At 71.2% G+C, this 24,698-nt stretch carries 25 protein-coding genes and 1 pseudogene; 15 read left to right on the plus strand and 11 right to left on the minus strand.

The window, feature by feature from the left end; all coding sequences use genetic code 11:
- Window positions 1-223: 223 nt before the first annotated feature.
- Together ABZT12_RS07875 and ABZT12_RS07880 are read right to left on the minus strand one after the other, a co-directional pair.
- Complete coding sequence (locus ABZT12_RS07875; RefSeq protein ID WP_356379086.1) at window positions 224-613, minus strand: signal peptidase I; 390 nt, start codon at window positions 611-613, stop codon at window positions 224-226.
- A gap of 142 nt (window positions 614-755) precedes the next feature.
- Window positions 756-1,961: a glycosyltransferase gene (locus ABZT12_RS07880; protein WP_356379089.1), complete on the minus strand. Its 1,206-nt coding sequence runs from the start codon at window positions 1,959-1,961 to the stop codon at window positions 756-758.
- A 478-nt stretch (window positions 1,962-2,439) separates the two neighbouring features.
- Between ABZT12_RS07880 and ABZT12_RS07885 the strand changes: the two genes are divergently transcribed.
- From ABZT12_RS07885 to ABZT12_RS07905, 5 genes are all read left to right on the plus strand, one after another.
- Entirely contained in the window at window positions 2,440-3,024 is a 585-nt protein-coding gene (locus ABZT12_RS07885) for a hypothetical protein (RefSeq protein WP_356379092.1), read from the plus strand.
- Window positions 3,025-3,281: 257 nt separating this feature from the next.
- On the plus strand, window positions 3,282-4,175 hold the full coding sequence (locus tag ABZT12_RS07890; protein WP_356379095.1) for an NAD-dependent protein deacetylase: 894 nt from the start codon (window positions 3,282-3,284) through the stop codon (window positions 4,173-4,175).
- 56 nt (window positions 4,176-4,231) lie between these two features.
- Window positions 4,232-4,534, plus strand: coding sequence for a Smr/MutS family protein (locus ABZT12_RS07895; protein WP_356379098.1), 303 nt, complete (start codon window positions 4,232-4,234; stop codon window positions 4,532-4,534).
- 73 nt (window positions 4,535-4,607) lie between these two features.
- Window positions 4,608-5,630 (plus strand): LLM class flavin-dependent oxidoreductase, encoded by a 1,023-nt coding sequence (locus ABZT12_RS07900; RefSeq protein ID WP_356379101.1) that lies wholly within the window; start codon window positions 4,608-4,610, stop codon window positions 5,628-5,630.
- 219 nt (window positions 5,631-5,849) lie between these two features.
- Complete coding sequence (locus ABZT12_RS07905) at window positions 5,850-6,614, plus strand: SDR family oxidoreductase (RefSeq protein WP_356379104.1); 765 nt, start codon at window positions 5,850-5,852, stop codon at window positions 6,612-6,614.
- Between the two features lie 144 nt (window positions 6,615-6,758).
- Here ABZT12_RS07905 and ABZT12_RS07910 read toward each other — a convergent pair whose 3' ends face one another.
- Window positions 6,759-7,640, minus strand: coding sequence for an alpha/beta hydrolase (locus tag ABZT12_RS07910; RefSeq protein WP_356379107.1), 882 nt, complete (start codon window positions 7,638-7,640; stop codon window positions 6,759-6,761).
- A 221-nt stretch (window positions 7,641-7,861) separates the two neighbouring features.
- Between ABZT12_RS07910 and ABZT12_RS07915 the strand changes: the two genes are divergently transcribed.
- Window positions 7,862-8,818, plus strand: a complete 957-nt coding sequence (locus tag ABZT12_RS07915) for a helix-turn-helix transcriptional regulator (RefSeq protein WP_356379110.1) — start codon at window positions 7,862-7,864, stop codon at window positions 8,816-8,818.
- Here ABZT12_RS07915 and ABZT12_RS07920 read toward each other — a convergent pair.
- The 3 genes from ABZT12_RS07920 to ABZT12_RS07930 form a co-directional block, all read right to left on the minus strand.
- The gene (locus ABZT12_RS07920; protein ID WP_356379113.1) at window positions 8,808-9,041 is read right to left on the minus strand and encodes a hypothetical protein; all 234 of its coding nucleotides are present in this window, start codon (window positions 9,039-9,041) and stop codon (window positions 8,808-8,810) included. The genes ABZT12_RS07915 and ABZT12_RS07920 overlap by 11 nt on opposite strands.
- A gap of 125 nt (window positions 9,042-9,166) precedes the next feature.
- Complete coding sequence (locus ABZT12_RS07925; RefSeq protein ID WP_356379116.1) at window positions 9,167-9,505, minus strand: TM2 domain-containing protein; 339 nt, start codon at window positions 9,503-9,505, stop codon at window positions 9,167-9,169.
- Entirely contained in the window at window positions 9,490-10,059 is a 570-nt protein-coding gene (locus ABZT12_RS07930; protein ID WP_356379119.1) for an MMPL family transporter, read from the minus strand. The genes ABZT12_RS07925 and ABZT12_RS07930 overlap by 16 nt, the downstream gene beginning before the upstream one ends.
- 86 nt (window positions 10,060-10,145) lie before the next feature.
- On the opposite strand from ABZT12_RS07930, the pseudogene ABZT12_RS07935 reads away from it, so the two are divergent.
- A pseudogene (locus ABZT12_RS07935) lies at window positions 10,146-10,286 on the plus strand (LuxR C-terminal-related transcriptional regulator); the annotation flags it as partial.
- Between the two features lie 172 nt (window positions 10,287-10,458).
- The gene (locus ABZT12_RS07940; protein WP_356379122.1) at window positions 10,459-13,641 is read left to right on the plus strand and encodes a BTAD domain-containing putative transcriptional regulator; all 3,183 of its coding nucleotides are present in this window, start codon (window positions 10,459-10,461) and stop codon (window positions 13,639-13,641) included.
- Here the strand turns inward: ABZT12_RS07940 and ABZT12_RS07945 are convergent.
- The 4 genes from ABZT12_RS07945 to ABZT12_RS07960 form a co-directional block, all read right to left on the minus strand.
- The gene (locus tag ABZT12_RS07945) at window positions 13,622-14,413 is read right to left on the minus strand and encodes an ABC transporter permease (RefSeq protein WP_356379125.1); all 792 of its coding nucleotides are present in this window, start codon (window positions 14,411-14,413) and stop codon (window positions 13,622-13,624) included. The two genes, ABZT12_RS07940 and ABZT12_RS07945, sit on opposite strands and share 20 nt — an antisense overlap.
- Complete coding sequence (locus tag ABZT12_RS07950) at window positions 14,410-15,381, minus strand: ATP-binding cassette domain-containing protein (protein ID WP_356379128.1); 972 nt, start codon at window positions 15,379-15,381, stop codon at window positions 14,410-14,412. The genes ABZT12_RS07945 and ABZT12_RS07950 overlap by 4 nt, the downstream gene beginning before the upstream one ends.
- Before the next feature lie 126 nt (window positions 15,382-15,507).
- Complete coding sequence (locus ABZT12_RS07955; protein ID WP_356379132.1) at window positions 15,508-16,146, minus strand: hypothetical protein; 639 nt, start codon at window positions 16,144-16,146, stop codon at window positions 15,508-15,510.
- Between the two features lie 54 nt (window positions 16,147-16,200).
- Complete coding sequence (locus ABZT12_RS07960) at window positions 16,201-16,581, minus strand: helix-turn-helix domain-containing protein (RefSeq protein WP_356379135.1); 381 nt, start codon at window positions 16,579-16,581, stop codon at window positions 16,201-16,203.
- 73 nt (window positions 16,582-16,654) lie between these two features.
- On the opposite strand from ABZT12_RS07960, the gene ABZT12_RS07965 reads away from it, so the two are divergent.
- The 3 genes from ABZT12_RS07965 (at window position 16,655) to ABZT12_RS07975 (ending at window position 19,479) form a co-directional block, all read left to right on the plus strand.
- Complete coding sequence (locus ABZT12_RS07965; protein ID WP_356379138.1) at window positions 16,655-17,602, plus strand: NADP-dependent oxidoreductase; 948 nt, start codon at window positions 16,655-16,657, stop codon at window positions 17,600-17,602.
- Window positions 17,603-18,206: 604 nt separating this feature from the next.
- Window positions 18,207-18,992: an SDR family oxidoreductase gene (locus ABZT12_RS07970; RefSeq protein WP_356379141.1), complete on the plus strand. Its 786-nt coding sequence runs from the start codon at window positions 18,207-18,209 to the stop codon at window positions 18,990-18,992.
- Between the two features lie 235 nt (window positions 18,993-19,227).
- Window positions 19,228-19,479, plus strand: a complete 252-nt coding sequence (locus ABZT12_RS07975; RefSeq protein ID WP_356379144.1) for a hypothetical protein — start codon at window positions 19,228-19,230, stop codon at window positions 19,477-19,479.
- Window positions 19,480-19,565: 86 nt separating this feature from the next.
- Here the strand turns inward: ABZT12_RS07975 and ABZT12_RS07980 are convergent, their stop codons facing one another.
- Entirely contained in the window at window positions 19,566-20,012 is a 447-nt protein-coding gene (locus ABZT12_RS07980; RefSeq protein ID WP_356379147.1) for an ester cyclase, read from the minus strand.
- Window positions 20,013-20,099: 87 nt separating this feature from the next.
- Here ABZT12_RS07980 and ABZT12_RS07985 point away from each other — a divergent pair, with 87 nt between their 5' ends.
- From ABZT12_RS07985 to ABZT12_RS08000, 4 genes are all read left to right on the plus strand, one after another.
- Window positions 20,100-21,005, plus strand: a complete 906-nt coding sequence (locus ABZT12_RS07985) for a LysR substrate-binding domain-containing protein (RefSeq protein ID WP_356379150.1) — start codon at window positions 20,100-20,102, stop codon at window positions 21,003-21,005.
- 234 nt (window positions 21,006-21,239) lie between these two features.
- Complete coding sequence (locus tag ABZT12_RS07990) at window positions 21,240-22,229, plus strand: DUF6879 family protein (RefSeq protein ID WP_356379153.1); 990 nt, start codon at window positions 21,240-21,242, stop codon at window positions 22,227-22,229.
- A 251-nt stretch (window positions 22,230-22,480) separates the two neighbouring features.
- On the plus strand, window positions 22,481-23,062 hold the full coding sequence (locus ABZT12_RS07995; RefSeq protein WP_356379156.1) for a carboxymuconolactone decarboxylase family protein: 582 nt from the start codon (window positions 22,481-22,483) through the stop codon (window positions 23,060-23,062).
- Window positions 23,063-23,364: 302 nt separating this feature from the next.
- Window positions 23,365-24,675: an MFS transporter gene (locus ABZT12_RS08000; RefSeq protein ID WP_356379159.1), complete on the plus strand. Its 1,311-nt coding sequence runs from the start codon at window positions 23,365-23,367 to the stop codon at window positions 24,673-24,675.
- Window positions 24,676-24,698 lie beyond the last annotated feature (23 nt).

Consider the following 24,698-nt stretch of genomic DNA (forward strand, 5'->3'; position numbering starts at 1 on the left):
AAACCCCACAAAGGTGCGTGAGGTGTACGCGGAGCAGCGGTTGTCGACGTTGTTTGTTCAGCCGCCCGTGCGGTGGCTCATTTCCGTCGATGCTAAATGCGCTTTGATTGAGTGGTCAACGGTGACCAACGCCACACGCATTCGGCGATGCAATACCGTTTGCGCTCGGCATCCGACATTGAGGAGTTTGTCTGAAAATAGCGGGCCACGCGAGGCCGGTGGTTCACTCCGGGCGCGTCTCGCCCTCCTCGTCAGGGGCGGTGTACCCCGGGACGGAAGGCCATCGCAGGGTCATGACCACGGAGTCGTCCTCGGCGCACCAGGAGTGATCCACCCCCTGGCCCCACACGACGTAGTCGCCCTGTCGCTCCAGCAGCACGCTGCGGCCGGGGAACTCCATACGGAAACGTCCCGAGACGAGAACCAGCAGTGCCGTCCGCACCTCGCCCTTGACCCACTGCACCCGTTGCTCACCGCGCGGGTGGACACCCCATTTGACCTCGACGGCGTCACTGTGGCGGGGATCGCCCGGCTCCTTGAAGTGCCCGAGCAGCCACCCCCGGTTCGCTGCCGCGTCCTCGTCCGCACTGCCTACGTACACGCCGTCATCCATGAAGCCGAACGCTAGCAACCGACAGCGCGGTGTCAGCCACAACGATCAACCGCGGGACCGCGGTCCGCGTGCCGAGGCCCAGGACGGGTGCCCCCCTGCCAGGGGTGCACCCGTCCGGATCGGTCCTACGGGCGGGCGTCGTTCACAGGGACTCGGCGGTCAACCGGCGAGCGGCCACCTCCGCCCCATCGGTGCGCAGCCGGCTTCCCAGGGACCTCGCACGCGCCCGGGTGTCGGGTGACAGAGCGGTCCTGAGCGCGCTGCCCAGGGTCTCGACGGTGGTGGTCGGAGCGTCGATGGCCGCGCCGAGGCCCAGTGCCGCCACCCGGCCGGCCCAGTACGGGTTGTCCGACAGCTGAAGAGGTATCACCACCTGCGGTGTGCCCGCCCGGGCAGCTGTCAGCGTCGTACCCGCGCCACCGTGGTGGACCACAGCGGCCACCTCGCGGAACAGGTTCTGGTGGTTGACCTCGCCGATGGCGAGGCAGTCGTCCCCGTCGTCGACGAGCTCCAGGTCCGCCCAGCCACGGGACACGAGCACGCGGTGCCCCTGTGCGCGGACCGCCTCGACGGCCATGGAGCCGACGCCTTCGGCCGGGGACATGCTGCCGAAGCCCACATAGACCGGCGGACTGCCCGCGTCCAGGAACTCCGCCAGGTCCGCCGGGAGGGGGCGTTCGTCCGCGAGGGTCCACGCGCCTGTCTGCACGACGTCGAGGCCGGGGGTCTCCGGCCACGCCCCCAGGACCGGGTCCGCCGCCAACCAGGGACGGTCGGTGAGGACGTGATCACGCACGTTGCTCACCGGCGGCAGACCGAGCGCCGCCCGGTGCCTGTTGAGTGCCTCGCCGAACTGCACGTCGACGTTCCGGGCATCGAGCTCCCACAGGGTCCGGTTGTCGGCGGCCTCGGGCTCCGGCCAGCCCGGCCGCGGCGGTGGCGCGTGGTGCGGCGACGGCAGGTGGACCGCCGCGTAACTCACGTACAGGTAGGAGACGCCCGCGGCCTCGGCCACGGACCGCGCGGCGATCTGCCCCAGACCTGCCGCCACCACCACGTCACATCCGTCGAACGCCGCCGGGAAGGTGGCGAACTGTGTCTCGACCAAATCGTTCCGGTAGCGGGCCAGGTCGGCCGCCGAGGGCAGGGTCTTCCCGCGCATCAACTCCCTGACAGGCAGCCCGACCGGCACCGACTGCACTCCGATGCCTTCGAGGCGCTTGGTGAACTCCTCGTCCGGCGGGGCACACATCCGCACTGCCGCGCCGAGCGCCCGTAGCCGCACCGCGAGTGCCACCAGCGGTTCGACGTCGCCACGTGTCCCGTATGTAGACAACAGCACCCGCATACAGCGTCCTCTTTCGTCGGGTCTTCCACGCTTTCCTGTCGTTTCCACCCGGGCTCGGGGTAGTGGCCGGCGGCGGCGACAGGACGGTCGTCAGGGATGATCGGCAGCAGTGTAGGTCGCATCTCGGCCAGGGAAGGCGATGATCGCCTCGCACCATCGTGCTCGGTCGTTGTCGGTCAACTCGGCTGTTTCATGGCGTATTCGCGCCTACGGGAGGTACCGGGAACAGCCGTACCGGTGGCGGCCGCGCGCGTCGGCTTGCCTGGTGCCGGGAGGTTCGGCGGGGGTCGGAGCTGGGCAGTCTGTGCTCGGCGAGGTGTGCAAGATCCCCCATCTCCCACACAACTGGAGTGCTGCGATGCAGAGTTCGTCCACGCCCGTACCTGATGTTTCGGTCATCCTGCCCTGTGCCGGGTACGGAACACGTTTCGGAGCGCCCTATCCGAAGGAGCTGCACTGTCTTGCTCCCGGGGTCACCGTGCTGGACCGCAGTCTCGAAACCGTCGTCGAACTCGCCAAGAGCGGACTCACTGTGCGCCTGGTCGTCGTCTTCGGGACACACAAACTGGAGACGGTGGGTTATCTCGCTCGCTATGCCGACATCTTCCAGATGGTCTTCGTCTACCAGAACGAGTCGTTCGGATCAGGCCTCGACGGGGCGATCCGGTCCGCCCTGCCGATGACACAGGGGCCGGTGGCTCTCGTCCTGCCCGACATCGTTGTCTCGGGGGCGGACACCCCGGGCAAGCTCCTTGACGCCCTGCGGCAGGTGGAGGTGGCGGGCTGGAGTGTGGTGGCCGCGGAGGAACGGGATCACGACACGCTGCGGCAGATGGGCGCGTTGGCCGTGGCCGAGGCGGGCGGCGTCCTGACCGTGGGGGCGGCCACCGACAAGCCGACGGATCCTTCGGGGTTCAACGCGTTCTGGGGCATGGTGGCCGTCACCGAGAGCGAGGCACACAGGCTGCCCGACGTCGTGGCCGTGGGAACGACCAACCCGTTGGCCGGCGCGGTCGCTCTCATGGTGGAGGGCATCGTCAACTTCAACACCCCCGCGGGCTGACCGCCCGCGCACCGGCGAGTCCGTACGCGCTCCGCCGTGCCGGACGACGGGCGGCGGGAACGAGCCGGCGCCGGGACGGGGGCTCTGCGTCCTCGGCCAGGTGCCGAACCGCTGCGGAGTCACCCGGCGGACGACTCAGTACGAACATGCCGCCTGCCGCCCCCGCCAGGTCCGCCCCGAGGGCGGCCGCCGGCGTCCGGGCCCCGGGCCTGCCCTCGGGGACCCGATGACGGCGGCCCGTTGCGTACCCTTGCGGCATGCGCATGCGCCCCACTCTGAGCTGGGTCCCGCCCGAGGACCTGCCGCCGGGCACCACGGATCTGGAACCGGTCGCCGACGCGCTGAGCGTCGGCGGGGTGCTGGTTCTCAGCGGGGCCGGCCTGTCCACGGAGTCGGGCATCCCCGACTACCGGGGCAAGGGCGGCAGCCTGACCCGGCACACCCCGATGACCTACCCGGACTTCACCGCCAGCGCCCAGGCCCGGCGCCGCTACTGGGCGCGCAGCCACCTCGGCCTGCGCACCTTCGGGCGCGCCCGCCCCAACGCCGGACACCGCGCCGTGGCCGCGTTCGGACGACACGGCGCGCTCTCGGGCGTGATCACCCAGAACGTCGACGGCCTGCACCAAGCCGCCGGCAGCGAACACGTCGTGGAACTCCACGGAAGTCTCGACCGGGTCGTCTGCCTGTCCTGCGGCGCCTACAGCCCACGCGGCGAACTGGCCCGACGGCTCGAGGAGGCCAACCCGGGCTTCGCGCCGGTGGCCGCCGCCATCAACCCCGACGGTGACGCCGACCTCACCGACGACCAGGTCGGGGACTTTCGCGTGGTGCCCTGCGCCCAGTGCGGCGGCGTACTCAAACCGGACGTGGTGTTCTTCGGTGAAGCCGTGCCCCCGGCGCGAGTGGAGCACTGTCGCGAGCTGGTCCGCGAGGCGGCCTCGCTGCTGGTTCTGGGGTCGTCGCTGACGGTCATGTCGGGGCTCCGGTTCGTCCGCCAGGCAGCCGGGGCGGGAAAGCCCGTACTGATCGTGAACCAGGACCCCACCCGGGGCGACCCGCACGCCCTCACCCGGGTGGCGCTTCCCCTGGGCCCCGCGCTCACCGCCGTCGCCGGTCAACTGGGCATCCCCGTCGGGGACCGTACGTAACGATCGGTCGGCCGCTGCCGGGCAGGGGGTGTGCCGGGCGGCGGCGTTCCCCGACGATGGAAACGGACGGCGCCGCCCCGGCGCCCCACCACGAGGAGACGGACACCGTGCTGAGCCTGGACCTGCATCCCCTCTTCCGCAACAACCGGGACATCGATCTGGCGCTCCGTCAGTTCCTGCTCCGCGCACACCACTTGGGAGAGCCCGTCGCCGAGATCATCCCCGGGAAGGGAACGGGCCAGCTCCGCGGCAGGGTGCTGGCCTACCTCGGTCAGAAGCACATCCGGAAGCTCTACGACCGGGTCGAGGTCCGCGACAGCAACACCGGCCGGGTGCTCGTCCACTTCACGCCGAAGTGACGTGAGGACCCACGGGACACGCGGCGCGCCAGGGAGATCGGAATGAATCCGAGCGCGCATTGTTGAAAGCGGTATGAAAAAGGTCGGATTCCTGTCCTTCGGACACTGGACGCCATCACCGCACTCGCGGACGCGTTCCGCGTCGGACTCGCTGCTCCAGGCGATCGAGCTCGCGGTGGCCGCGGAGGAGCTCGGAGCGGACGGTGCCTACTTCCGGGTGCACCACTTCGCCCGGCAGCACGCCTCACCGTTCCCGCTGCTCGCCGCCATCGGCGCGCGCACCAGCCGGATCGAGATCGGCACCGGCGTGATCGACATGCGCTACGAGAACCCGCTGTACATGGCCGAGGACGCGGGCGCGGCCGACCTGATCTCCGGCGGCCGCCTCCAGCTCGGCCTCAGCCGGGGCTCACCGGAGCAAGTCATCGACGGCTGGCGGCACTTCGGCCACCGCCCTCCGGAGGGCGGCACCGACGCGGACATGGCCCGCGCGCACACCGAGGAGCTGCTCGGGGTGCTCAAGGGCGAGGGGTTCGCGGAGCCCGATCCCAGTCCGATGTTCGCCAACCCGCCGGGGCTGCTGCGGATCGAGCCGCACTCCGAGGGGCTGCGGGACCGGATCTGGTGGGGCTCCGGCTCGGACGCCACCGCGGTGTGGGCGGCCCGGACGGGGATGAACCTGCAGAGCTCGACGCTCAAGGACGACGAGAGCGGTGAGCCGCTCCACGTCCAGCAGCGCAAGCAGATCGAGGTGTACCGCGAGGCCTGGCGCGCCCAGGGCCACACCCGCCGGCCGCGGGTATCGGTCAGCCGCAGCATCTTCCCGCTCGTGGACGACACGGACCGCGCCTACTTCGGGCGGGACCGCGACTCGCGGGACCGGGTCGGCTACATCGATGCCGGCACGCGCAGCATCTTCGGCCGGTCGTACGCCGCCGAGCCCGATGTGCTCGTCAAGCAGCTCGCCGAAGACGAGGCCATCGCCGCCGCCGACACCCTGCTGCTGACCGTGCCCAACCAGCTCGGGGTCGACTACAACGCGCGGGTACTCGAAAACATCCTGACCCTCGTCGCCCCGGAGCTCGGCTGGCGCTGACCCTCCCCAACGAGCCGCGCCGTATGGGCCGTTGAGACCGTCGACCACGTGAGCCGCGGACGCGAGGAGAGTGCTGAACCGACGGTGAAGGGGTGCCGTCGGTGAGGGTGGTGGACGGGGCCGGCCCGTCGCCCCGCGTGTCCCGTGAGGGGGCACGGGTGGGCCAGACTGGGCCCGCGAGTCGGCGTGGTACGGCTGAGCTGTGGTCCTGGGGGGACGATGGGGAATCTGACGGGCAAGGTCGCGCTGGTCACCGGCGGGGGGCGGGGAATCGGCCGGGCGATAGCCCAACGCCTCGCCGCCGACGGGGCGTTGGTCGCCGTGCACTACGGGCACCGGGAGGGCGCCGCGCGCGAGACCGTGGGGCTCATCACCGACAGCGGCGGGCGCGCCTTCGCCCTGTCCGCCGTATTGGGGCAGCCCGGTGACGCGTCGGCGCTGTACGAGCGGCTGGACGCGTGCCTGCGGGAGCGGGGTGAGCCTTCGGAGCTGGACATCCTGGTCAACAACGCGGGATTCAACATCCCCGGCGGGATCGCGGCCGTACAGCCGCAGGACTTCGACCGGCTCATGGCGGTGCATGCCAAGGCGCCGCTGTTCCTCATCCAGCAGGCGCTGGAGCGGTTGCGTGACGCGGGCCGCATCATCAACATCAGCTCGGCGGCCACGCGGGTCGCTTTCCCCGAGTCGGTCGCCTACTCGATGGCGAAGGCCGCGCTCGAAGCCCTCACCAGGGCACTCGCCCGGGAACTGGGGCCCCGGCACATCACGGTGAACGCCGTGACGCCCGGGTTCGTGAAGACGGAGATGAACAAGAAGCGCTGGTGCGCACCCGAGGACGAGGCCGCTCATGCGGCGTACTCGGTGTTCGGGAGGATGGGGTGGCCCCAGGATGTGGCGGACATCGTCGCCTTCCTCGCCTCGGACGACTCGCGCTGGGTGACAGGCCAGTGCGTCGACGCCTCCGGGGGCTCGTTCCTGTGACCGGGGGGAGGGCGGCGCCTGGCCGGCCGGTGCCGCACCCCCCGCTCGTGGTGGCGGCGCACGCCATGGTGGTACGGGCGGACCCGGCTCCGGGCCGGTGCCGGACCTCAGCCGGGCCGGTGCCGGGCCTGCGCTGTGACCGGGTCAGACGCCGGTGGTGTGCAGCCGGTCGTCCTGGAGCGTCGCTTCGTGCGTCGAGGTGATGAGGTCGGCGAGAACGCTCGGCTGCGAGAGGAACGGCGAGTGGGAACTGTCGAGTTCGACGACTGCCGTCGGCCTGGCCGAGACGGCGTCGATCTCGCCGACGATGAGACGCTGGAGTGCGGGCCGTACGGCGTTGTCCCTGGTGCAGATGACGTAGCTGTGCGGGACCGACCCATAGCGTTCGGCAGTGACCGTGAATGACTCACCCGCGATACCGGCGGGCGCGTCCGCGGTCAGCAGCGAGATCGCCGCCTCGGCGGTCGCTTCGTCCACGTCGTCGTTGTAGAAGGTGCTGCGGATGGCCGCACGCCGCAGGCTGTCACCCGTGTCGTAGCGCAGCGCGCCGACCGAGGCGGGGTCCGCGGCAAGGTTGCTCGCCACCTGCTCCCCCGCGCTCTCCGGCAGGAAGGTGTACTGCCCGGCCGGCATGCCGTTGACCGGGGCGAAGGCGGAGACGTACATGAGTCCGGCGAACAGTTCCGGTGCCAGTTCGGCGGCGGCGGTGGCCACCACGCCGCCCATACTGTGCGCTACGACGAGACACGGCCGGCCGTTGCCGATGCGCCGTACCTGCTCGACCAGGCTCGCGGCGGCCGAGGACGCCGTGACCCCGGCCACCGGCGAGGGCTCCACGGCGAACTCCGCGGAGACGAACGGGCGCCCCCAACGAGAGCCCGGCGAGCGGCTCTTGAGCCCGTGGCCGTCCAAGTCCACGGCGACCGCGGCAACGCCACGCGCGGCGAGTTGCTCGGTGACCGGACTCCAGCACCAACTTCCGTGCCAGAAGCCGTGGACGAGGACGACGGGTGTCGCGGAGTTCATGCTTACTTCCTGATTCATCGAGGTGCGTTCATCGAGGTACGGAGCCGGGCGGCGCCCGGGTCGAACGGGTCGCGCCCGTCTCGCGACAGCACGCTATGCGCACCTCGGGGTTGGCGAAACGGCTCAGCCACGTAGTGATGACCGGTGGATAAACCGGGCGGCGCCCGCGGCAGGACGGTCGGCTTTCACGGCGCGCGGGTCCCAGTGCGACGATGCACTCCATGGAGCAACCTCTCGGCACGGCCCAGGCTCGGACCGCCGGTGCGGACCCGGAGTGGAGGCCCGCGCCGGGCACGCAGACGACGGACCGGATCCAGTTCGGCGACTTCCTCCGGCGACGCCGAGAGGCCCTGCGCCCGGAAGACATGGGAGTGGATCCCGGCACTCGACGTCGTACTCCCGGGCTGCGCCGCGACGAGGTGGCGGCGCTGGCCCACATGTCCACGGCCTACTACGAGAGCCTTGAGCAGGCGCGTGGCCCTCAGCCGTCGGCCTCCATGCTCGCGGGACTCGCGACGGCCCTACGGCTGACACCCGACGAGCGAAGTCACCTGTACCTGCTCGCGGGACAGGCACCTCCGGCGTCGGCCGAACCGCCGGACTACATCGATCCGGGACTGTCGTACACGCTGGACGCGATAGCGGCCACGACACCGGCCTTCATCTCCGACGACCTCTCCAACGTCGTCGCTCAGAACCCTTTGAACGTCGCGCTGTTCGGCTCGTTCGTCGATCGGCCCGGCCACGAACGGAACCTGACCTGGCACTGGTTCACCTCCGCGCACTGGCGTTCCGTGCTCCGCTCGGCGTCGCCGCAGGAGGAGGAGGCGACCGGCCTGTCGTACGTGGCCGACCTCCGCGTCAACCTCGCCCAGCGCGGCCACGATCCCGCCGCCGCGACCCTCGTCTGCGACCTGCGCGACGCAAGTGCGGAGTTCGCCGGGATGTGGGAACAGCACCGGGTGTCGACGCTGCACTGCTCGACCAAGATCGTCGTCGACCCGCGGGTCGGGCGTCTCGATCTGGACTGCCTGATCCTCGCCAGCCCGCTGTCCCGGCAACGGCTGCTCATCCTGCAACCGGTGCCGGGGACGGAGTCGGCGGACCGGCTGGGCCGCCTTCAGCTGCTGATCGGCGACCGGTCCCCCGCCGTTCCCGGGGCCCGGCTCACTCGATGAACCCGGTGCCGGTGTCCACCTGCGAGAGGAACTCCCGTACGGCTTCTTCGAGTTCGGCCCGGTCGACCCGTACGGGAGGGTGGCTGCGGAACCCGAACCCGTACTGGGGGTCGGGGCCGGTCAGCCAGGTGAAGTGGTAGGTACCCGGGCTGTCCTGCGGCTGCCTGACCTCGAACTCCTCACCGTCGACCGATATCCGGAACGGCTCGTCCGTCGCCACCATGCCCTGCCTCCTTCTGCCGATGGAGCGGAGCGTACGCGGCCCGACCGCACACGTGCCACGAGGAAACCGAGCGTCGACTGCCGGCGGCGGCCAGGGGCCACTGTGCCGATCGGCACATCCGTCGGTCAGCGGACGGCGTCGTTCAGAGCCGGGCCCGCGGGGGCGTCGGCCCGGGGTCCGACGTTCTTACCGGCGATGCGGGCGTTCGCGTCGCGGACCTGGTGGGGCAGGGTGAAGGCGTCGGCCAGCCAGCCCAGCCCGCAGACACCCAGGGTGCACAGGCGCAGCAGCCCGCGGCCGGTCCTGCCGAGATAGAAGTGGTGCACGCCGCACAGGCCGAGGAAGAGCCACCAGAGGTACGCCACGGCCACCCACTTCGGGGCGCGCGGGGTGCTGTCCTGTCGTAGCGGAGGTTCGGGACGGGACGGCGGCTCCGCCACCGTTCGGCTCACGGTGGTTGCCACGCCCCGGTGGTCGGGAACCGCCGTCCGCACCGTTTCCTGCACAGTACGGCTGTGGCGGCGCTGATCCCCATCCCGGTGAGCGGGCCGATCCGCTGGACGAGCAGGCCGAGGAGCGCGGTGACGGCGGTGAGCCCGGCGAAGACCACCGCCCGCCCGGAGGTGTCCAGCGCGCGTACCGCCGCCTGCTCGGGTGCCAGACCGGTGCGCAGCCCGGTCCTGTAGCGGGTGCCGATGAACAGGGCGTAGTCGATGCCGACTCCCAGCCCGATGAGGGCCGCGACCGTCGGGGCGTCGGAGCCCAGCGCCAGCACGTGCGAGGTCAGCCCGACGGCGAGCAGGCCGGCGCCGAGCGCGGCGATCGCCACCAGCAGGGGCAGGAGCATGCCCGGCAGGGAGCCGAAGGCGACGAAGAGGATGAGGCCGGCGCCGATCAGCCCGATCGCCTCGGTGCTCTGCGTCTTGCCCTCGGCCGCCGAGCTGATGGCCTGGCCGCCGAGTTCCACCCGCAGATCGGCGGCGCGCGGCCTGGGCCGTGTCGATGACTCGGGTGACATCGGGGGCGGGTATCCGGTCGGCCCGCGCGTCGAACGTCACGGTCGCGTAGGCGGTCCTGCCGTCCTCGCTGATCCGGGACGCTCCCGCCGCCATCGCGGCACGGATGTTCGTCAGCGAGAAGACCGTCAGCAAGCACAGCTACAACATCTTCGCCAAACTCGGACTCGAACCGTCCGAGGACGACAACCGCCGTGTCCTCGCCGTACTCGCCTACCTGGAAGGCTGAGCCACCACCACCCGCCGCGCCCCGCAGCCAGGCGGCAACTGGCCTGCCACGACGGCCCCGTGGGTCCGCCAAGCGCTCCGGGCGTGGGCTCTCCGGCGCCGGTCCCTGTTCGGCAGTGGGGCGCTCACCGGGTGTTCGACCTACTCCGCCGGACAGGCCTTAACCTGCACGGGTGACCACCGACCTGACCCTGCTGCCACGTGTCGCCTATCGCGGGCGGGAGGTCACCGCGCCCCGGCTCCGAAGGCTTCTCGCCCTGCTCGCGGGCGACTTGCGCACCGGGTGCAGCGTCGAGCGGCTCGTGGCAGGGCTGTGGCAGCCCGACGAGTTGCCGGAGCGGCCGGGCAAGGCGGTACAGGTTCTCGTCTCCAGGGCGCGGGCACAGCTGGGCGCGGACGTCCTCGTCAGCACCCCGACCGGATACCGGCTGACCCTCACCGAGGACCAGGTCGACAGCTCCGCCCTGCTGGTGCACGCCGCCGTGAGTGCGGACCGGGCCAGGGCCGGGGACCACGCGGGCTCACTGGCCGCGGCCGAGGCCGGCCTCGCGCTGTGGCAGGGCACTGCCGACGGGGGCGCTGACAGCGACGACCCCGTAGCCGCTTTACGCGCCGAACGCGCGCCCGTGCAGGGCGCGTTGGTCCGCGCGCGGGCGCTCGCGCTCGCCCGCCTCGGGCGGCCCGCGGAGGCGGCCGGCCCGCTGGCGGTGGCCGCCGTGAAGCATCCGCGCGACGAGGAGGTACTCGCCGAGCTGCTGCGCGGCGAGGCGGCGACAGCGGGTCCGTCCGCCGCGCTGCTGCGGTTCGAGGCGTACCGCCGCGAGCTGCGCGACGAGCTGGGCACGGAACCGGGCGCTGAACTCAAGGCCGTACAAGCGGAGTTGCTGCGCGGGGAGCCGCCTGCGGTCAGGCACGGGGTGCCGCACGAGCCCAACCCGCTGCTCGGCCGGGCGGAGGACATCGCGGCGGTGGAGCGGCTGCTGCGTTCCTCCCGCGCCGTCACCGTCGTCGGTCCCGGCGGCCTCGGCAAGACCCGGCTCGCACAGGCCGTCAGCCGCCGGGCCGAGCAGCGCGTGGTCTACCTCGTACCGCTCGCCGGCGTCACGGCGGACGAGGACGTGGCCGTGGAGGTGGCCTCCGCGCTGGGCGCGGGCGAGGGACGGTCCGGCGCGATGAGCGGCCACGCCACCGCCGACCTGGTCTCCAACATCCTCGGCGTGCTCGGCTCCGGGCCCGCCCTGCTCGTCCTCGACAACTGCGAGCAGATCGTCCGGGGCGCCGCCGCCCTCGTACAGGCCCTGGTCGCGTCCTCGGCGGAGCTACGGATCCTCGCCACCAGCCGGGCCCCGCTGGGCCTCACCTCGGAGGCGGTGTACGCGCTGCCGGAACTCCAACTCGGCACCGTCGTCGAGCTGTTCACCCAGCGGGCCCGGGCCGCCCGGCCCGCCGTGGAGCTGCCGCCGGACGCGGTGGCCGAACTCTGCCGGCACCTCGACGGGCTGCCGCTCGCCGTGGAGTTGGCGGCGGCGCGGGTCCGCGCGCTTTCGGTGCCCGAGATAGCCCGCCGCCTCGGCGACCGGTTCGCGTTGCTGCGTGGCGGTGCGCGGGACGTACCGGAGCGCCACCGCACGCTGCACGCGGTCGTGGAGTGGAGCTGGAACCTGCTCGCGGCGGACGCCCGGGCGGCGCTGCGCACGCTGTCCGTCTTCCCCGGCGGCTTCTCGGGCGAGGCGGCGGAGCGGGTGCTGGGCGAGCACGCGCTGACGCTGCTGGAGCAACTGGCCGATCAGTCCCTGCTGACCGTCGTCGACACCCCGGCCGGCGTGCGGTTCCGCATGCTGGAGACCGTAAGGGAGTTCAGCGCGGCCCGGCGTGCCGAGGCGGGTGAGGAGGACCGGGCGACCGGCCAATTCATCGCCTGGGCACGGGAGTTCGGGGTCACACACCACGACTGGCTCTTCGGCTCGGAACCGCTGGCCGCCAGGGAGCGGGTCAAGGTCGAGCAGGACAACCTCGTGCTCGCCCTGCGACGCGCCCTCACCCGTTCGGACGGCCCCACCGTCGCCGCCCTGACTGCCGTCCTCGCCTCCCTGTGGTCCAACGACTCCGGTTTTCCCCGCCTCGCCGCCCTCGCCGCGGACACCGGCCCGCTCCTCTCGCACTATCGCCCCGAGCCCGAACACGTCGAAGTCGCCCGGGCTGCCGCGGTGTTGTGCACGACGGCTCTCTTCATGGGCCACGGGCCGGTCGCCGTACGGCAGTTGGTCACTCTGCGACGGCTGCCCACGGCTCCGCCGGACACACTGCTGCGCGCCGCCGCGACCGTGCTGAGCGCGGTCCCCGAAATGCTCCCTCCCGACTACGAGGTACTCAACAAGCTCTGCGGCAGCGACAGCGGCAACGGCAGGTCGTCGCTGGTCGCCGGCATCGCCGAGAGCGTCGCCACCTACGTGTGGGAGTACGAGCACGACATCGACCGCGCGCTCGCGTCGGCCCGCCGCAGCATCACCGCTCTGGCTCCGGCCGACAATCCGTCCACGCGGCTCATGGGGCACTCCCGGCTGAGCGAACTGTGCCTGCGGACAGGGCAGGGCGAGGAAGCCTACGGGCAGCTCATGGCGGTGCTCAAGGTGCTGCCGCGGCTCGGCGACGGTCACGACTACCTCTTCGTCCGGCGGCTCCTCGTCCTCGCCTGCCTCCAGCGCGGCGACCCCGACGAGGCCGAGTACTGGCTGCGGCAGGCGGAGAGCGACAACACCTCGCCCCAGGACACGTTCTACGGGCACGACCTCGGCGAGCGTGCCGAGATCGCGCTCGCCCGCGGGCTGACGGAGGTCGGACTCGGCCTGTGGCGAGGCGCGTTGGAGCGCATGCACGAGTCCGGTCCGCCGCATGGAGGCGACCCCTGGCTCGACCCGTTGGCCTTGCAGGTCGGGGCGGCGGCGGTGACGGCGCACGCACACGCCGGCCGGCTTGCGCCGGTCGCGCAGCCGGTCGACCGGCTGCGGCAGGCGCTGCGGACGCTGCTCTCCGGACCGGCCGGACCACCGATCGAACTCCCGTTGTTCGGGACGGTGTTGCACGCCCTCGGCATGGCGGGGCTCGCTTCGGACCACCCCGACGCGAACACGAACGCGGACACCGACTCCGGTGCGCATGCCGTACGGATGATCGCGCTGGCCGAACGGCTGCGGGTGCTGCGCGACTTCCAGCCGACGATGTCGGCGGACCGCGCCCGGACGGCGGCGCGGAACGCCGACGGGGCGGCGTACGCCGACGCGGTGTCGGAGTACGCCGCCCTGGAGCGGGACGAGCTGCGGGAGGCAGCCCGCGCTCTCATTTCGGGTCGCGGTTGAACTGGGCCATGGACCAGCGGTAGCCGAGCACGGTCAGGCCGACGCACCAGGCGACGGCGATCCACCAGTTGTCGCCGATCCCGGTGCCGAGCAGCAGACCGCGCAGGGTCTCGATGGCCGGCGTGAACGGCTGGTACTCGGCGATCGGCTGGAACCAGCCGGGCATCGTGTCGGCCGGGATGAAGGCGCTGGAGATGAGCGGGAGGAGGATCAGCGGCATGGCCATGTTGCCGGCCGCCTCGGGGTTCGGGCCGGCCATGCCCAGCCCGACCGCGATCCAGGTGAGGGCCAGCGAGAACAGGACGAGCAACCCGAACGCCGCCAGCCACTCCAGGGGCGTGGCACCCGTGGACCTGAAGCCGATGCCCACGGCGACGGCACCGACGAGGACGACACTGGCGATCGACTGCACCACACTGCCGACGACGTGCCCGATGATCACGGAACCGCGGTAGACCGCCATCGTACGGAAGCGGGCGATGAGGCCCTCGGCCATGTCCGTGGAGATCGACACCGCGGCCCCGATGACGGTGCTGCCGATGGTCATCATCAACAGGCCGGGGACGATGTAGGCGATGTACTCGGAACGGTCGGCGCCGCCGCCACCGATGCCCGCGCTCATCACATCGCCGAAGATGTAGACGAAGAGCAGCAACAGCATGATCGGCGTGAGCAGCAGGTTCAGGGTCATGGAAGGGTAGCGCCGTACGTGCAGCAGGTTGCGGCGCAGCATCGTGTGCGAGTGGCGTACGGCGAGGGAGAGGGAGCTCATCGGACGTTCTCCTTGGACTGGTCGGTGACGTCGGCAGGGCCGGTCAGGGCGAAGAACACGTCGTCGAGGTCGGGGGTGTGCACGGTCAGTTCGTCCGCTTCGACGCCGGCCGAGTCCAGCCGGTCGAGGACGGAACGCAGCTCGCGCTGGCTGCCGTCGCTGGGGATCTGGAGCGTCAACGCCTCGTCGTCGCGGGTGACTTCGCGCAACGCGACGGCGGCTGCCTCGTACGCCGACGGGTCGGTGAAGCGGAGTCGTACGTGGCCGTCCGGGACGAGTCGCTTCAACTCGTCGGCGCTGCCCTGGGCGACGATCCTGCCGTTGTCCAACACCGCGATGCGGTCGGCGAGTTCGTCGGCCTCCTCCAAGTACTGGGTGGTGAGGAAGACGGTGACGCCACCGGAGACCAACTCGCGGATGATCCCCCACATGTTGTGGCGGCTGCGCGGGTCGAGGCCGGTCGTCGGCTCGTCGAGGAAGATGATCCGCGGGTTGCCGACCAGCGTCATGGCGAGGTCGAGACGGCGCTTCATGCCGCCCGAGTAGGTGGCGACTGGCTTCTTCGCGGCCTCCACCAGGTCGAAGCGGTCCAGGAGTTCCGCGGTGGTACGGCGGCCCTCGGCGCGGGAGAGCAGGTGCAGGTCGGCCATGAGGAGCATGTTCTCCTCGCCGGTGATCAGGCCGTCTACGGCGGAGAACTGGCCGGTGACCCCGATCGCGGCGCGCACGGCCCGCGGGTCGGCGGCCAGGTCGTGACCGCCGACCCGCAGAACGCCGGCGTCGGCTGTGACGAGGGTGGAGAGGATCTTCACCACGGTGGTCTTGCCGGCTCCGTTCGGACCGAGCAGCGCGAACACGGATCCGGTCGGCACCGCCAGGTCGATGCCGTCGAGGACGGTCTTGTTCCCGTACGCCTTCCGCAGCCCCTCGGCCGTGATGGCGGGAGAGTGCGCTGTCGTTGTCGTCATGCCGCAGAGGTTGCGCCATGCCGCATTCAGCGCGGTTTCAGGACGCTTTCACCACCCTGAAACGGGCGGCGGCGAGCGATGCCAACTCCTCTGGCCGGGCGGCCGGAGGAGACGACCGGTCACCCCTCACCCCGACAGCTTCACCAGCCACGGATGGTCGGGACGCATGCGCTCCAGCCACTCCGCGAGGAGCACTCGGCGGGCCCGGCTCAGCAACGGCAGCACCCCCTCGAAATCCGCCTGGTCCTTGGGCCGCGGCGCCTTCGCTTTGAAGAGCAGCACCAACTCCGGTACCAGGTAGGGGATTCCGTGGGCGGACCGCTCGACAACCGCGTCGTAGGGCAGCCGCAGGCTCTCGTCCCGCCGGCAGATCCAGGTCCCGCCCTCGTGCGGCTCACGGAAGACATCGAAGAGGAACTGGCCGCTCGCCGGATCCCGGAGCCACGTCTGGTGGGTCGCCGTCAGCGCCTCGGTTCCCGCCGCCGCCCACACCCGTCCCGCTCCCACGGCATCGCAGGCGTACTCGGGGAATCGGTTCCGGATCTCGGTGAATCCCGCTGCGGGGACCGCGATCTCCAGGTCATCGTGCGGCCGCGACTGGGCACCGCGGAACAGGTCCAGCGCCCACCCCGCCGCGACACACCAGGGAGTCCGGACCCCGGCCAACCGCTCGGCGACCTGTCCCGGCCGCCAGGCGTCCGCCCACCGGGCGGTCAGTTCGTCCACGTCGAGCAAGACGCCACCAGGCGGCAGATAGTCAGCCATCGACACACCGTAGACGGTGTCTTCTATGGTCAGCCAGTTGGAGCCGCGGGGGCCTCAGTCGCTGTGGGCGAGCGGCTCGGGATGGGCGTCGAGCGCGTCGAGCACCTCGTCGCCGTTCGCCCTCGCCCACTCGGTCAGCACATGGATCGGGTCGATCAGCGTCGCCCCGAGCGAGGTGAGCTCGTACTCGACGCGGGGCGGCACCTCGGCGTAGGCGTGGCGGCGGATGAGTCCGTGCGCTTCGAGTCGGCGGAGCGTCTGGGTGAGCACCTTGCGGGAGATGCCGCCGATCAGCTCGATCAGTTCGCCATGGCGGACCGGTCCCCTGCTGAGGCCGTAGAGCACGACCACCGTCCACTTGTCGGCGATGAGTTCGACCGCCAGACGCGCCGGACAGTCGGCGAGGAAGGGATCACCGGGACCGAAACCGCTCATGGCGCCTAAGGTACCTGCTGGTTCCTGTCGAAAACATAGCCTGGGTTCTCCCCCCTTCGAAGCCAGGAGAGCCATGCGAGTCATCACCCAGCAGACGCTCGGCGGTCCCGAGGTGCTCACCATCGTGGACGCGCCCGAGCCCCGGCCCCTCCCGACCGACGTCCTCGTCCGCGTCAAGGCGATCGGGCTGAACCCGCTCGAAGCGCGCCTGCGCGCCGGTGAGTTCCCGCTGATCGGCCGGCCGCCGTTCATCCTCGGCTGGGACATCAGCGGCGTGGTCGAGGAGGCTCCGCAGACGCAGACGCAGACGCAGACGTCGCCGTTGAGGCCCGGCGACGAGGTGTTCGGGATGCCTCTGTTCCCACGGGCGGCGAACGCGTACGCCGAGGTCGTGTCGGCCCCGGCGCTGCACCTGGTCCGCAAGCCGGCGTCGCTCTCGCACGTCGAGGCGGCGGCCCTGCCGGTCGTCGGGCTGACGGCGTGGCAGGGCCTCGTCGACCTCGGCGGGGTGACCGAGGGCGACCGCGTCCTGGTCCACGGCAGCGGCGGCGGGGTCGGCCACGTCGCGGTCCAGATCGCGAAAGCGCTCGGCGCGCACGTGATCGCGACCGCCGGCGCGAGCAAGCGGAAGTTCGTCGAGGGGTTCGGCGCCGACGAGGTGATCGACTACACGGCGGTCGACTTCACCGAGGCGGTCCGCGACATCGACCTCGTGCTCGACACGGTCGGCGGCGACACCGTCGAGCGATCGCTCCAAGTGCTGCGCCCCGGAGGTCACTTGGTGACGGCGGTCGCCGAGGAGGATATGGAGCTCGTCGCCCGGTACGAGGCGGCCGGCATGCGCTTCAGCGGCATCGCGGTCGGCCCCGATCCGGTCGCCCTGCGAGGTCTCGTCGAACTCGTCGAGCAGGGCAGGCTCCGGGTCCACGTGCAGGAGACGTTCCCGTTCGACCGCGTCGCCGACGCGCACCGGCTGCTCGACGCCGGTCACCTCCAGGGCAAGCTCGTCCTCACCGTCTGATCCCGTCGTGGGTCCTCGCGAGGCTTCCGTTCGTCGATCCTGAGCTGAGCGACCCGGAAGCCTGCCGAAGCGTCCGCATAAACGGGCGCACCGGTACGCGATGGCTCTACGGCCGACAGGCGTCCGGAAGGGAGACGGGGCCGTGAGCCCCGCCGTCCACGACTTGGCGCGTACCGGTTCTCCTGACGCCTGTACCGCACACCTCGGACAGAGACCGCGCGGACACCGCGCGGACACCGCACGGACACACCGCACGGACACACCGCACGGACACACCGCACGGACACCGTGACCTGAATCGGGAATTGGGTGTACCCAATTCGCGGAGCCGTGGATAGAGTGTGTCCGGTCTCGGGAGGGCGCGCGGGTCGGCAGGGCCCGCTCCGGCTTCTGGGGTCACGACGCGACAAGGGAGTGCGGACGTGATGGAAGCCGTGGATGCCCGGCCGTCGGCTCACCGAGGGGCAGGAGCGCGAACACCGCGACCATGCGGCGCGTCGGCGCTCTTCGTCCCCCGTGCGGAGCCCACGGGCGCGCGCGTCGAGGGGGTGGGCCGTGAGTCCGTCCCGGCCCTCGACGCCTGCCCGCGTTTCGAGGCCGCGTCGTGAGCGGCCCCGACGAAGCCGCGTCGGCGGGCCTCCCGCTGGCCGGACGGCGGGCGGTGGTGTCGGGAGCGGCCAGTGGCATCGGCGCGGCGGCCGTGACGTCGTTCCTCGCGGCAGGGGCCGAGGTGGTCGGCCTCTTCCACACCACGCCACCTCCGGACGACCTCAAGGAACGGTGCGAGTGGGTGCCGTGCGACGCCCGCGACCGCGCCTCGGTGGACGCCGCGCTCGACCGGGCCGCGTCGGTTCTCGGCGGTGTCGACGTGCTGCTGCATGCGGCGGGTACCTGGCGGCCGAGCACGCCAGAGTCGCTCTCCGAGGACGAGCTGGACCTGGTCATCGACGCCAACCTCCGGTCGACGATCATCACCAACCAAGTGGCGTTCGCGCACATGCGTGACGGTGGCGGGCAGATCATCAACCTTGGATCCGCGGAGGGTGTCCGCGGGAATCCCATGGCGCCGCATTACGCGGTGGCGAAGGCCGGCGTCCACGCGTGGACCCGTTCCGTGGCCGCGGCGTGGGGAAGGTTCGGGGTGACCGTCAACGCCCTGGCGCCGGCGGTCAGCACGAGGGGCGCCGAACGCCTGTGGGAACACCTGGGCCAGGAGGGTGCCGCGATGGTCAAGGAGCGGTTGCGGACGACGATGCCGCTCCGGGGTGAGCTGGGCGATCCGCACACGGATCTCGGGCCGGTGATGGTGTTCCTGGCCAGCACGGGGGCGCGTTTCATGACGGGTCAACTGATCGCCGTCGACGGTGGGTTGAACATGCTGGGGGCCTGAGTGCGCCGCCTCTCGCCAAGGCGACCAGCGGTCGGAGAAGACGCGGATGACAGCCGACCCACTGGATCTTTTAAGTACCCTCTTCTCGGCTCCCCGGGCCGGGGAGCCACTGCCTGACTCCCCGGCCCGCTGGACGCAGACGGACACAGATGGATACAGATGGATACAGATGGACCCAGACGAAGGACCGGACGACCTGCGGTAAACGGACCAACGACTCATTGGCTACTGTCAGTTGAGTGACGGTCCCCGTGCGTCCGAGGGCCTTGCGGCCTACCTGGACGAGGCCGTCAACGAGCGAGCCATCCCGGGGCAAGGGGAGTTTCCGCTGGAGGAAGTGCTGTCGCTCCTGCCGCCGGAGGTGACCGTCAGCGCCGAGGTTCCGTCCCGCAGCCTCAAGCAGGCCGGGGTCTCACCCGAGGAGCGCGCTCGGCGCATCCTTGACGGCACCCGCCGTGTCCTGGCTCGCGCCCGGTCGCTCCGGTAGCCGGTAGCCGGTAGCCGGTAGCCGGTAGCCGGTAGCCGGTAGCCGGTAGCCATGGTGCGGCGGCCCCTCCCCCGCCGACCGTCCCGTCAGCTGCCCTCGGCACCCAACTGGCGCAGGAGACTGCGGTTGTCGGTGCGTACCCACTCCTCGATGAGGCGGCCCCGGTCGTCGAAGCGGAAGATGTTGATGAGGTCGAGGACGACGCGCTCACCGTTCGGGGGCAGCGGGCCGGCCGGAGACTGGGTGAACTCGCGGACGAAGGTCCCCTCTATCCAGGTCTGGCAGGCCAGTTGGTCGCCTTCGGCCACCACGACGCCGCGTCGGATCGACCGGTCGTCGAAGGCATCGCGGAGTGCGGCGAAGTAGGCGCTGAGCCCGTCGAAGTCGGACTCGAAGCCGTCCGGCCCGTGGAAGCGGAACTTCTCCGTGTCGAAATACGTCGCGGCCTCGGCCAGGTTCTCCCCCGACACCTCCAGCTCACCGGCGCGCACCAGACGCGCCACCAGGTCATCGCGAGTGCGTTGTTCAGTCATGGCACCAGCGTGCCCCGTACCGAGCCATGCGGTCCAACGATGGTTCGGCATGACTTCCATGACGTGCACGCATGCTAATTTCCGCTCATGGCGGAGTTCACTCTCACCGGCCTACGGGTCGTTCAACAGGTAGCCGCCGTCGGCTCGTTCACCGGGGCAGCCGAGACGCTCGGGTACACCCAGTCGGCCGTCTCCCGTCAGGTGGCCGCCATGGAGGCGGCTGCCGGGGCACCGCTCTTCGACCGCGGAGGGCGCGGGGTGGCCCTCACCCCGGCGGGGCAGGTGCTGCTCCGGCGGGCGACCGGGATCCTCGCCGACCTGGCGGCGACCGAGCTGGAGCTCGCCGGACTGCGCGACCGGCTCGCGGGCCGTCTCACGGTCGGCGCCTACCCCACGGCCGCCATGGCGTTGGTCCCGCGCGCGATGGCCCAGGTGACGTCCGGCCATCCGGGTCTCGCCGTGGTCCTGGAGGAGGCCTCGACACCCGCCCTGCTCCGACGCGTACGGGCCGGTCGGCTGGACGTGGTGGTCATCGGGACCGGCCAGGGTCTGCCGGACTACGACGTGGGCGGACTCAACCGGACGACGGTGTCCCAAGGCGAGCTGGTGGTCGCGGTCCCGGACACGCATCGGTTGGCGGGCCTCGCCACTGTCAGCGTGGCGGACCTGGCCCAGGAGCACTGGATCGCCGGGGACGGCGCGCCGGGTGAGCCGCAGTTCGGCGCCTGGCCGACGCTGGCCAACCCCAACATCGTTCGCACCAGCCGGAGTTGGTCCACGCGTCTCGGGCTGGTCGCGGCCGGCCTGGGTATCACGGTCATCCCCGCCCTCGCCGTGCCGGCCCTCCCGACGGGCGTACGAACCGTGCCGGTCACCGACAGCGACTGGCCCGGCCGCACGACCGTCGCCGTAACCCGGCCGCATCCCTCACTCCAGGCACAGCTGCTGGTGACAGCGCTGCGGGACGAGGCCGCCCGCATCCACGGCACCTGACTCCGCACGGAAGCCGTTCGGAGCCAGTGGGGGCGCTCGCGGTCACGGGCGGGTACACGTGGTGACAGGTGGTGACACGTGCCTACGGTCATCGCCCCGCGAGCGGCGAACCACACCTCGATCCGGCATCACCGCCCTGACACACCCATGCACGGTCGGCGTACGCCTCGATGTACGCCCTACGTACGCCCCTCCACGCGGTCCCGTTAGGCTGAAGCGGGAGGTGTGTCCCTGGTGTCCGAGCCTGAGCTCTTCGCCGCCGTCGACGCGTTGGTCGCGTCGGCGTCGCCGCTGCCCCCGCCGCCTGAGCGCAGACGTCTGCGCGTCGCGCACGGTCTGTCGCAGGAGCAGATCGCCGGTGCGCTGAAGGTCCGCCGGGCCACCGTCAGCGGTTGGGAGGCGGGCCGGACGGAACCGCGCCGGCCGGAGCGTGAGGCGTACGCGCGGTTGCTGCACGCCCTCGCCGAGCTCTACCCGGCCGAAGCCGACGCTACGACCGGGACCTCCGCGCACGGGGCGACCGCCGCGACTTCCGCACCCCAGCACAGCGCAGTCTCCCCGGCGACCGTCGGCCATGTCCCCAGCGCCTCCGACGCGGTCGGCACAGTGGGCTCGACCACCGCCTTTTTCGCGAGCGCGGACGGCACCCCGGACGGCAGCGTTCCCGCGCCCACCGCGAGCGGCACGCACACGCCCCGCACCGTCGGTCACCACGACTTCGGGCGCTTGTTCTCCGCCTTCGAGCACAGCGCCTGGCGCCTCGAAGGCCGCCGCCGCTATGCCCGCCACGAACGTCAGCCCGAGTACGTCGCCTTCACCACCGGCGAGCACGTGCACTGGGATCTCCACGACCTCTGGTCCCGTAACCGACGTGCGCAGACGGCCCTCGGCAAGCGGTTCCAGCGCGTGCGGGTCATCGACGAGCCGTACACGGAAGGCCAGTTGTACCTGCTGCTCCAGAACACCCCGCGCAACGCCGCGTCCGGCGAGGACATCCGGTTCCTCACCCGGCGCCGGGCCGACGAACTGGGCCTGCCCGGCGAGGACTTCTGGATCTTCGACACGCACACCGTCGCCCTGCTGCACTTCGACGAGGCCGACGAGTCGAGCGGCATCGAGCTGATCACCGCGCCCGCCGATGTCCTGCGCTACGCCCGGGTGCGGGAAGCCGCCTGGCACCATGCCGTGCCCCAGGAGCGGATGGCCGACCACCTCGGCGTCTGACAACCGTCGACCGCACCGGCGGCCCGGCCTCCACCCCCACGCGGTCCGAAAGCTGTGCCTGCGCTGCCGTGACTTGACACCGTGACGGTCCGACGTGGAGACGCCTCGACCCTGCGCGCACCCCGACAACGGGCAAGGTATGCGTTCCCTCCGCGGTGCCTTCCGACCGTAGACACCCGGGTCAGGTTTCGGTCATGTTTCCCCCGAGGCCACTTCCTCGTTCCCGGCCCCGACAAACACAGGGAGGCACCATGCGGCTGTCACCGCTTCGCGACATGAACCCGGCACAGGCGCGGCTGCGGGACCGGCTCGTACAACGCCGGGGCGGCGTCCACGGGCCCTTCCAAGTCCTGGTGCGCAGCCCCGGGCCGGGCGGCCGGCTGGAGGAGCTCAGTACGTCCTGCATGCGGGACTCGGCGCTGCCTCCCCGGCTGCGGGAGCTCACCCTGCTGACCGTCGCACGGCGCCTGGACGCGCAGCACTCCTGGCTCGCCCACGTGGACAAGGGCCGGGAGGCCGGGCTGGACCCGGCGGCCCTGGACCGGCTGGCCCACGGCCGGGAGCCCGGGTTCACCCGGCACGACGAGAGAGTCCTGCACCGGTTCGCCGACCAGGCGCTGGCGGAGCACTTCGTCGACGACGTCACGTACGAGGCCGCGCTCGCCGAGTTCGGCGAAGAGTGCCTGGTCGACCTGGTGATCGCCCTGGGCACCTTCACCAGTCTCGCCCTGATCCTCAACACCTTCCAGGTCGACCTGGAGCCGGACACCGCACCCCCGTTCCCCGACGTGGCCGGTTTCCACCGCGTACCACGCGAGGACGCCCCTTCCTGACTCCGGCGCCCGCCCACCCCGACCGGGCCGCCACCCGCACCACCCGCACCACCCGACCGGCTTCCGTGTGCAGCGGACGCGCCACCGCCGCTCCCCGTACCCACCCGCCGGTTCCCCGCACCGACCGCTCCCCGACCGGACGACGTCCGCGACGCGGTGCACGCAAGCCCCCACCTCACCTGACCAGGACCGCCGGACGGATGCCCCTCCCTGTCCGCGCGAAGGCGTGGTCGGCCCGTCCCGCCACCCGAACACACCCTCCGACCGCTCGACCGCAGAGAAGCGAAGTGAGGCACACAGCCGTGTCCAAGTCCGCAGCCCGTCCCCGTCCCTGGTACACCGCCACGCTCGGCGGCATGGCCTCCTATCTGGACGGCGCGACCATCGTCACCGTCGGGATGTCCTCCGTCATCCTCCAGAAACAGTTCGGCATGACCTCGTGGTCGGTCGGCGCGCTCAACTCCGTGCTCATGTTCATGTTCGCGACCGGCGCGGTCGTCGGCGGCCGGCTCGGTGACGTCCTGGGCCGCCGGAAGGTGTACGCCGTCGACCTCGTCGTCTACGCCATCGGCATCGGCGTCGTCCTGTGCGCCCCCAACCAGACCGTCCTGTTCGTCGGCGTGATCATCACGGGTCTCGCCATGGGCGCCGACGTGCCCACCTCCCTCGCGCTGATGGCCGAGGAGGCGGCCGTGGGACGGCAGAGCAGCACCGTGGCGTTCGCGCAGACCCTGTGGCTCGCCGGTGTCGCCGTCACCCAGATCCTCGGGTACTTCGTCGGGGGCATGGGCCTGCTGGGCGCCAGGATCATGTTCGCCCATCTGCTGGTGGTGGCGGTCGTCGTCTGGGTCATGCGGCGCGGGGTGAGCGAGTCCGCCGACTGGCAGCGCACCCGCGCCTCCGCCGCCGGACGCCGTGACATGAGGGCCGTCTTCCGCAAGCCGTACGGCGTCGGTCTGCTCGCCACCGGCCTGTACTTCGTCATCAGCGGCATCATGCCCAACACCGTGGGCCAGTTCGGGGCCTTCCTCGTCGTCGACCTGGGGCACTCCACCGTCCAGGTGTTCAGTCTGATCGGGTGGGGCACCATGGTCGTCGGCCTCGCGGTCGCCCTGCTGTTCCAGCGGCTGGCCGACTCGCCCGTCCGGCGGGTGCTGCTCGTCATCGGCCTGGCCGCCCTGGCCGCCGGCCCCCTCGCCGCGATCCTGGGCGGTTACTCGATCGCCTCGCTGGTCGTGCTGTTCGTCGCCAACACCGTCGCCGGTACGTGGGCGGGCGAGGGGCTGTACAAGGTGTGGAGCCAGGAGGTCTTCCCGACCGAGATCCGCAGCACCGCACAGGGCCTCACCTTCGGCGCGGCCCGGTACGTCATGGCGGTCTTCGGACTCTTCACGCCGACCCTCGTACAGCAGCAGCCGACCCTGTTCATGGGCATCCTCATCGGCCTCGGCGCGGTGGCCACCGTTATCGGTCTGCTGTGGCTGCCCCGGCTGCCCAAGAACGGTCTGCGGGACGGCGAGAACCTCACCGCCCCTGACGCCGTCCGCACCCGGCGGCCCGGCCCCGCCGTGTCCGGCACCTCCCCCAACTCCCTTACAGAGACCGCACCGTGACCCTCACACACCGTTCCACCAGG

It is taken from the genome of Streptomyces sp. NPDC005423, from assembly GCF_040606415.1.
Lineage (GTDB): Bacteria > Actinomycetota > Actinomycetes > Streptomycetales > Streptomycetaceae > Streptomyces.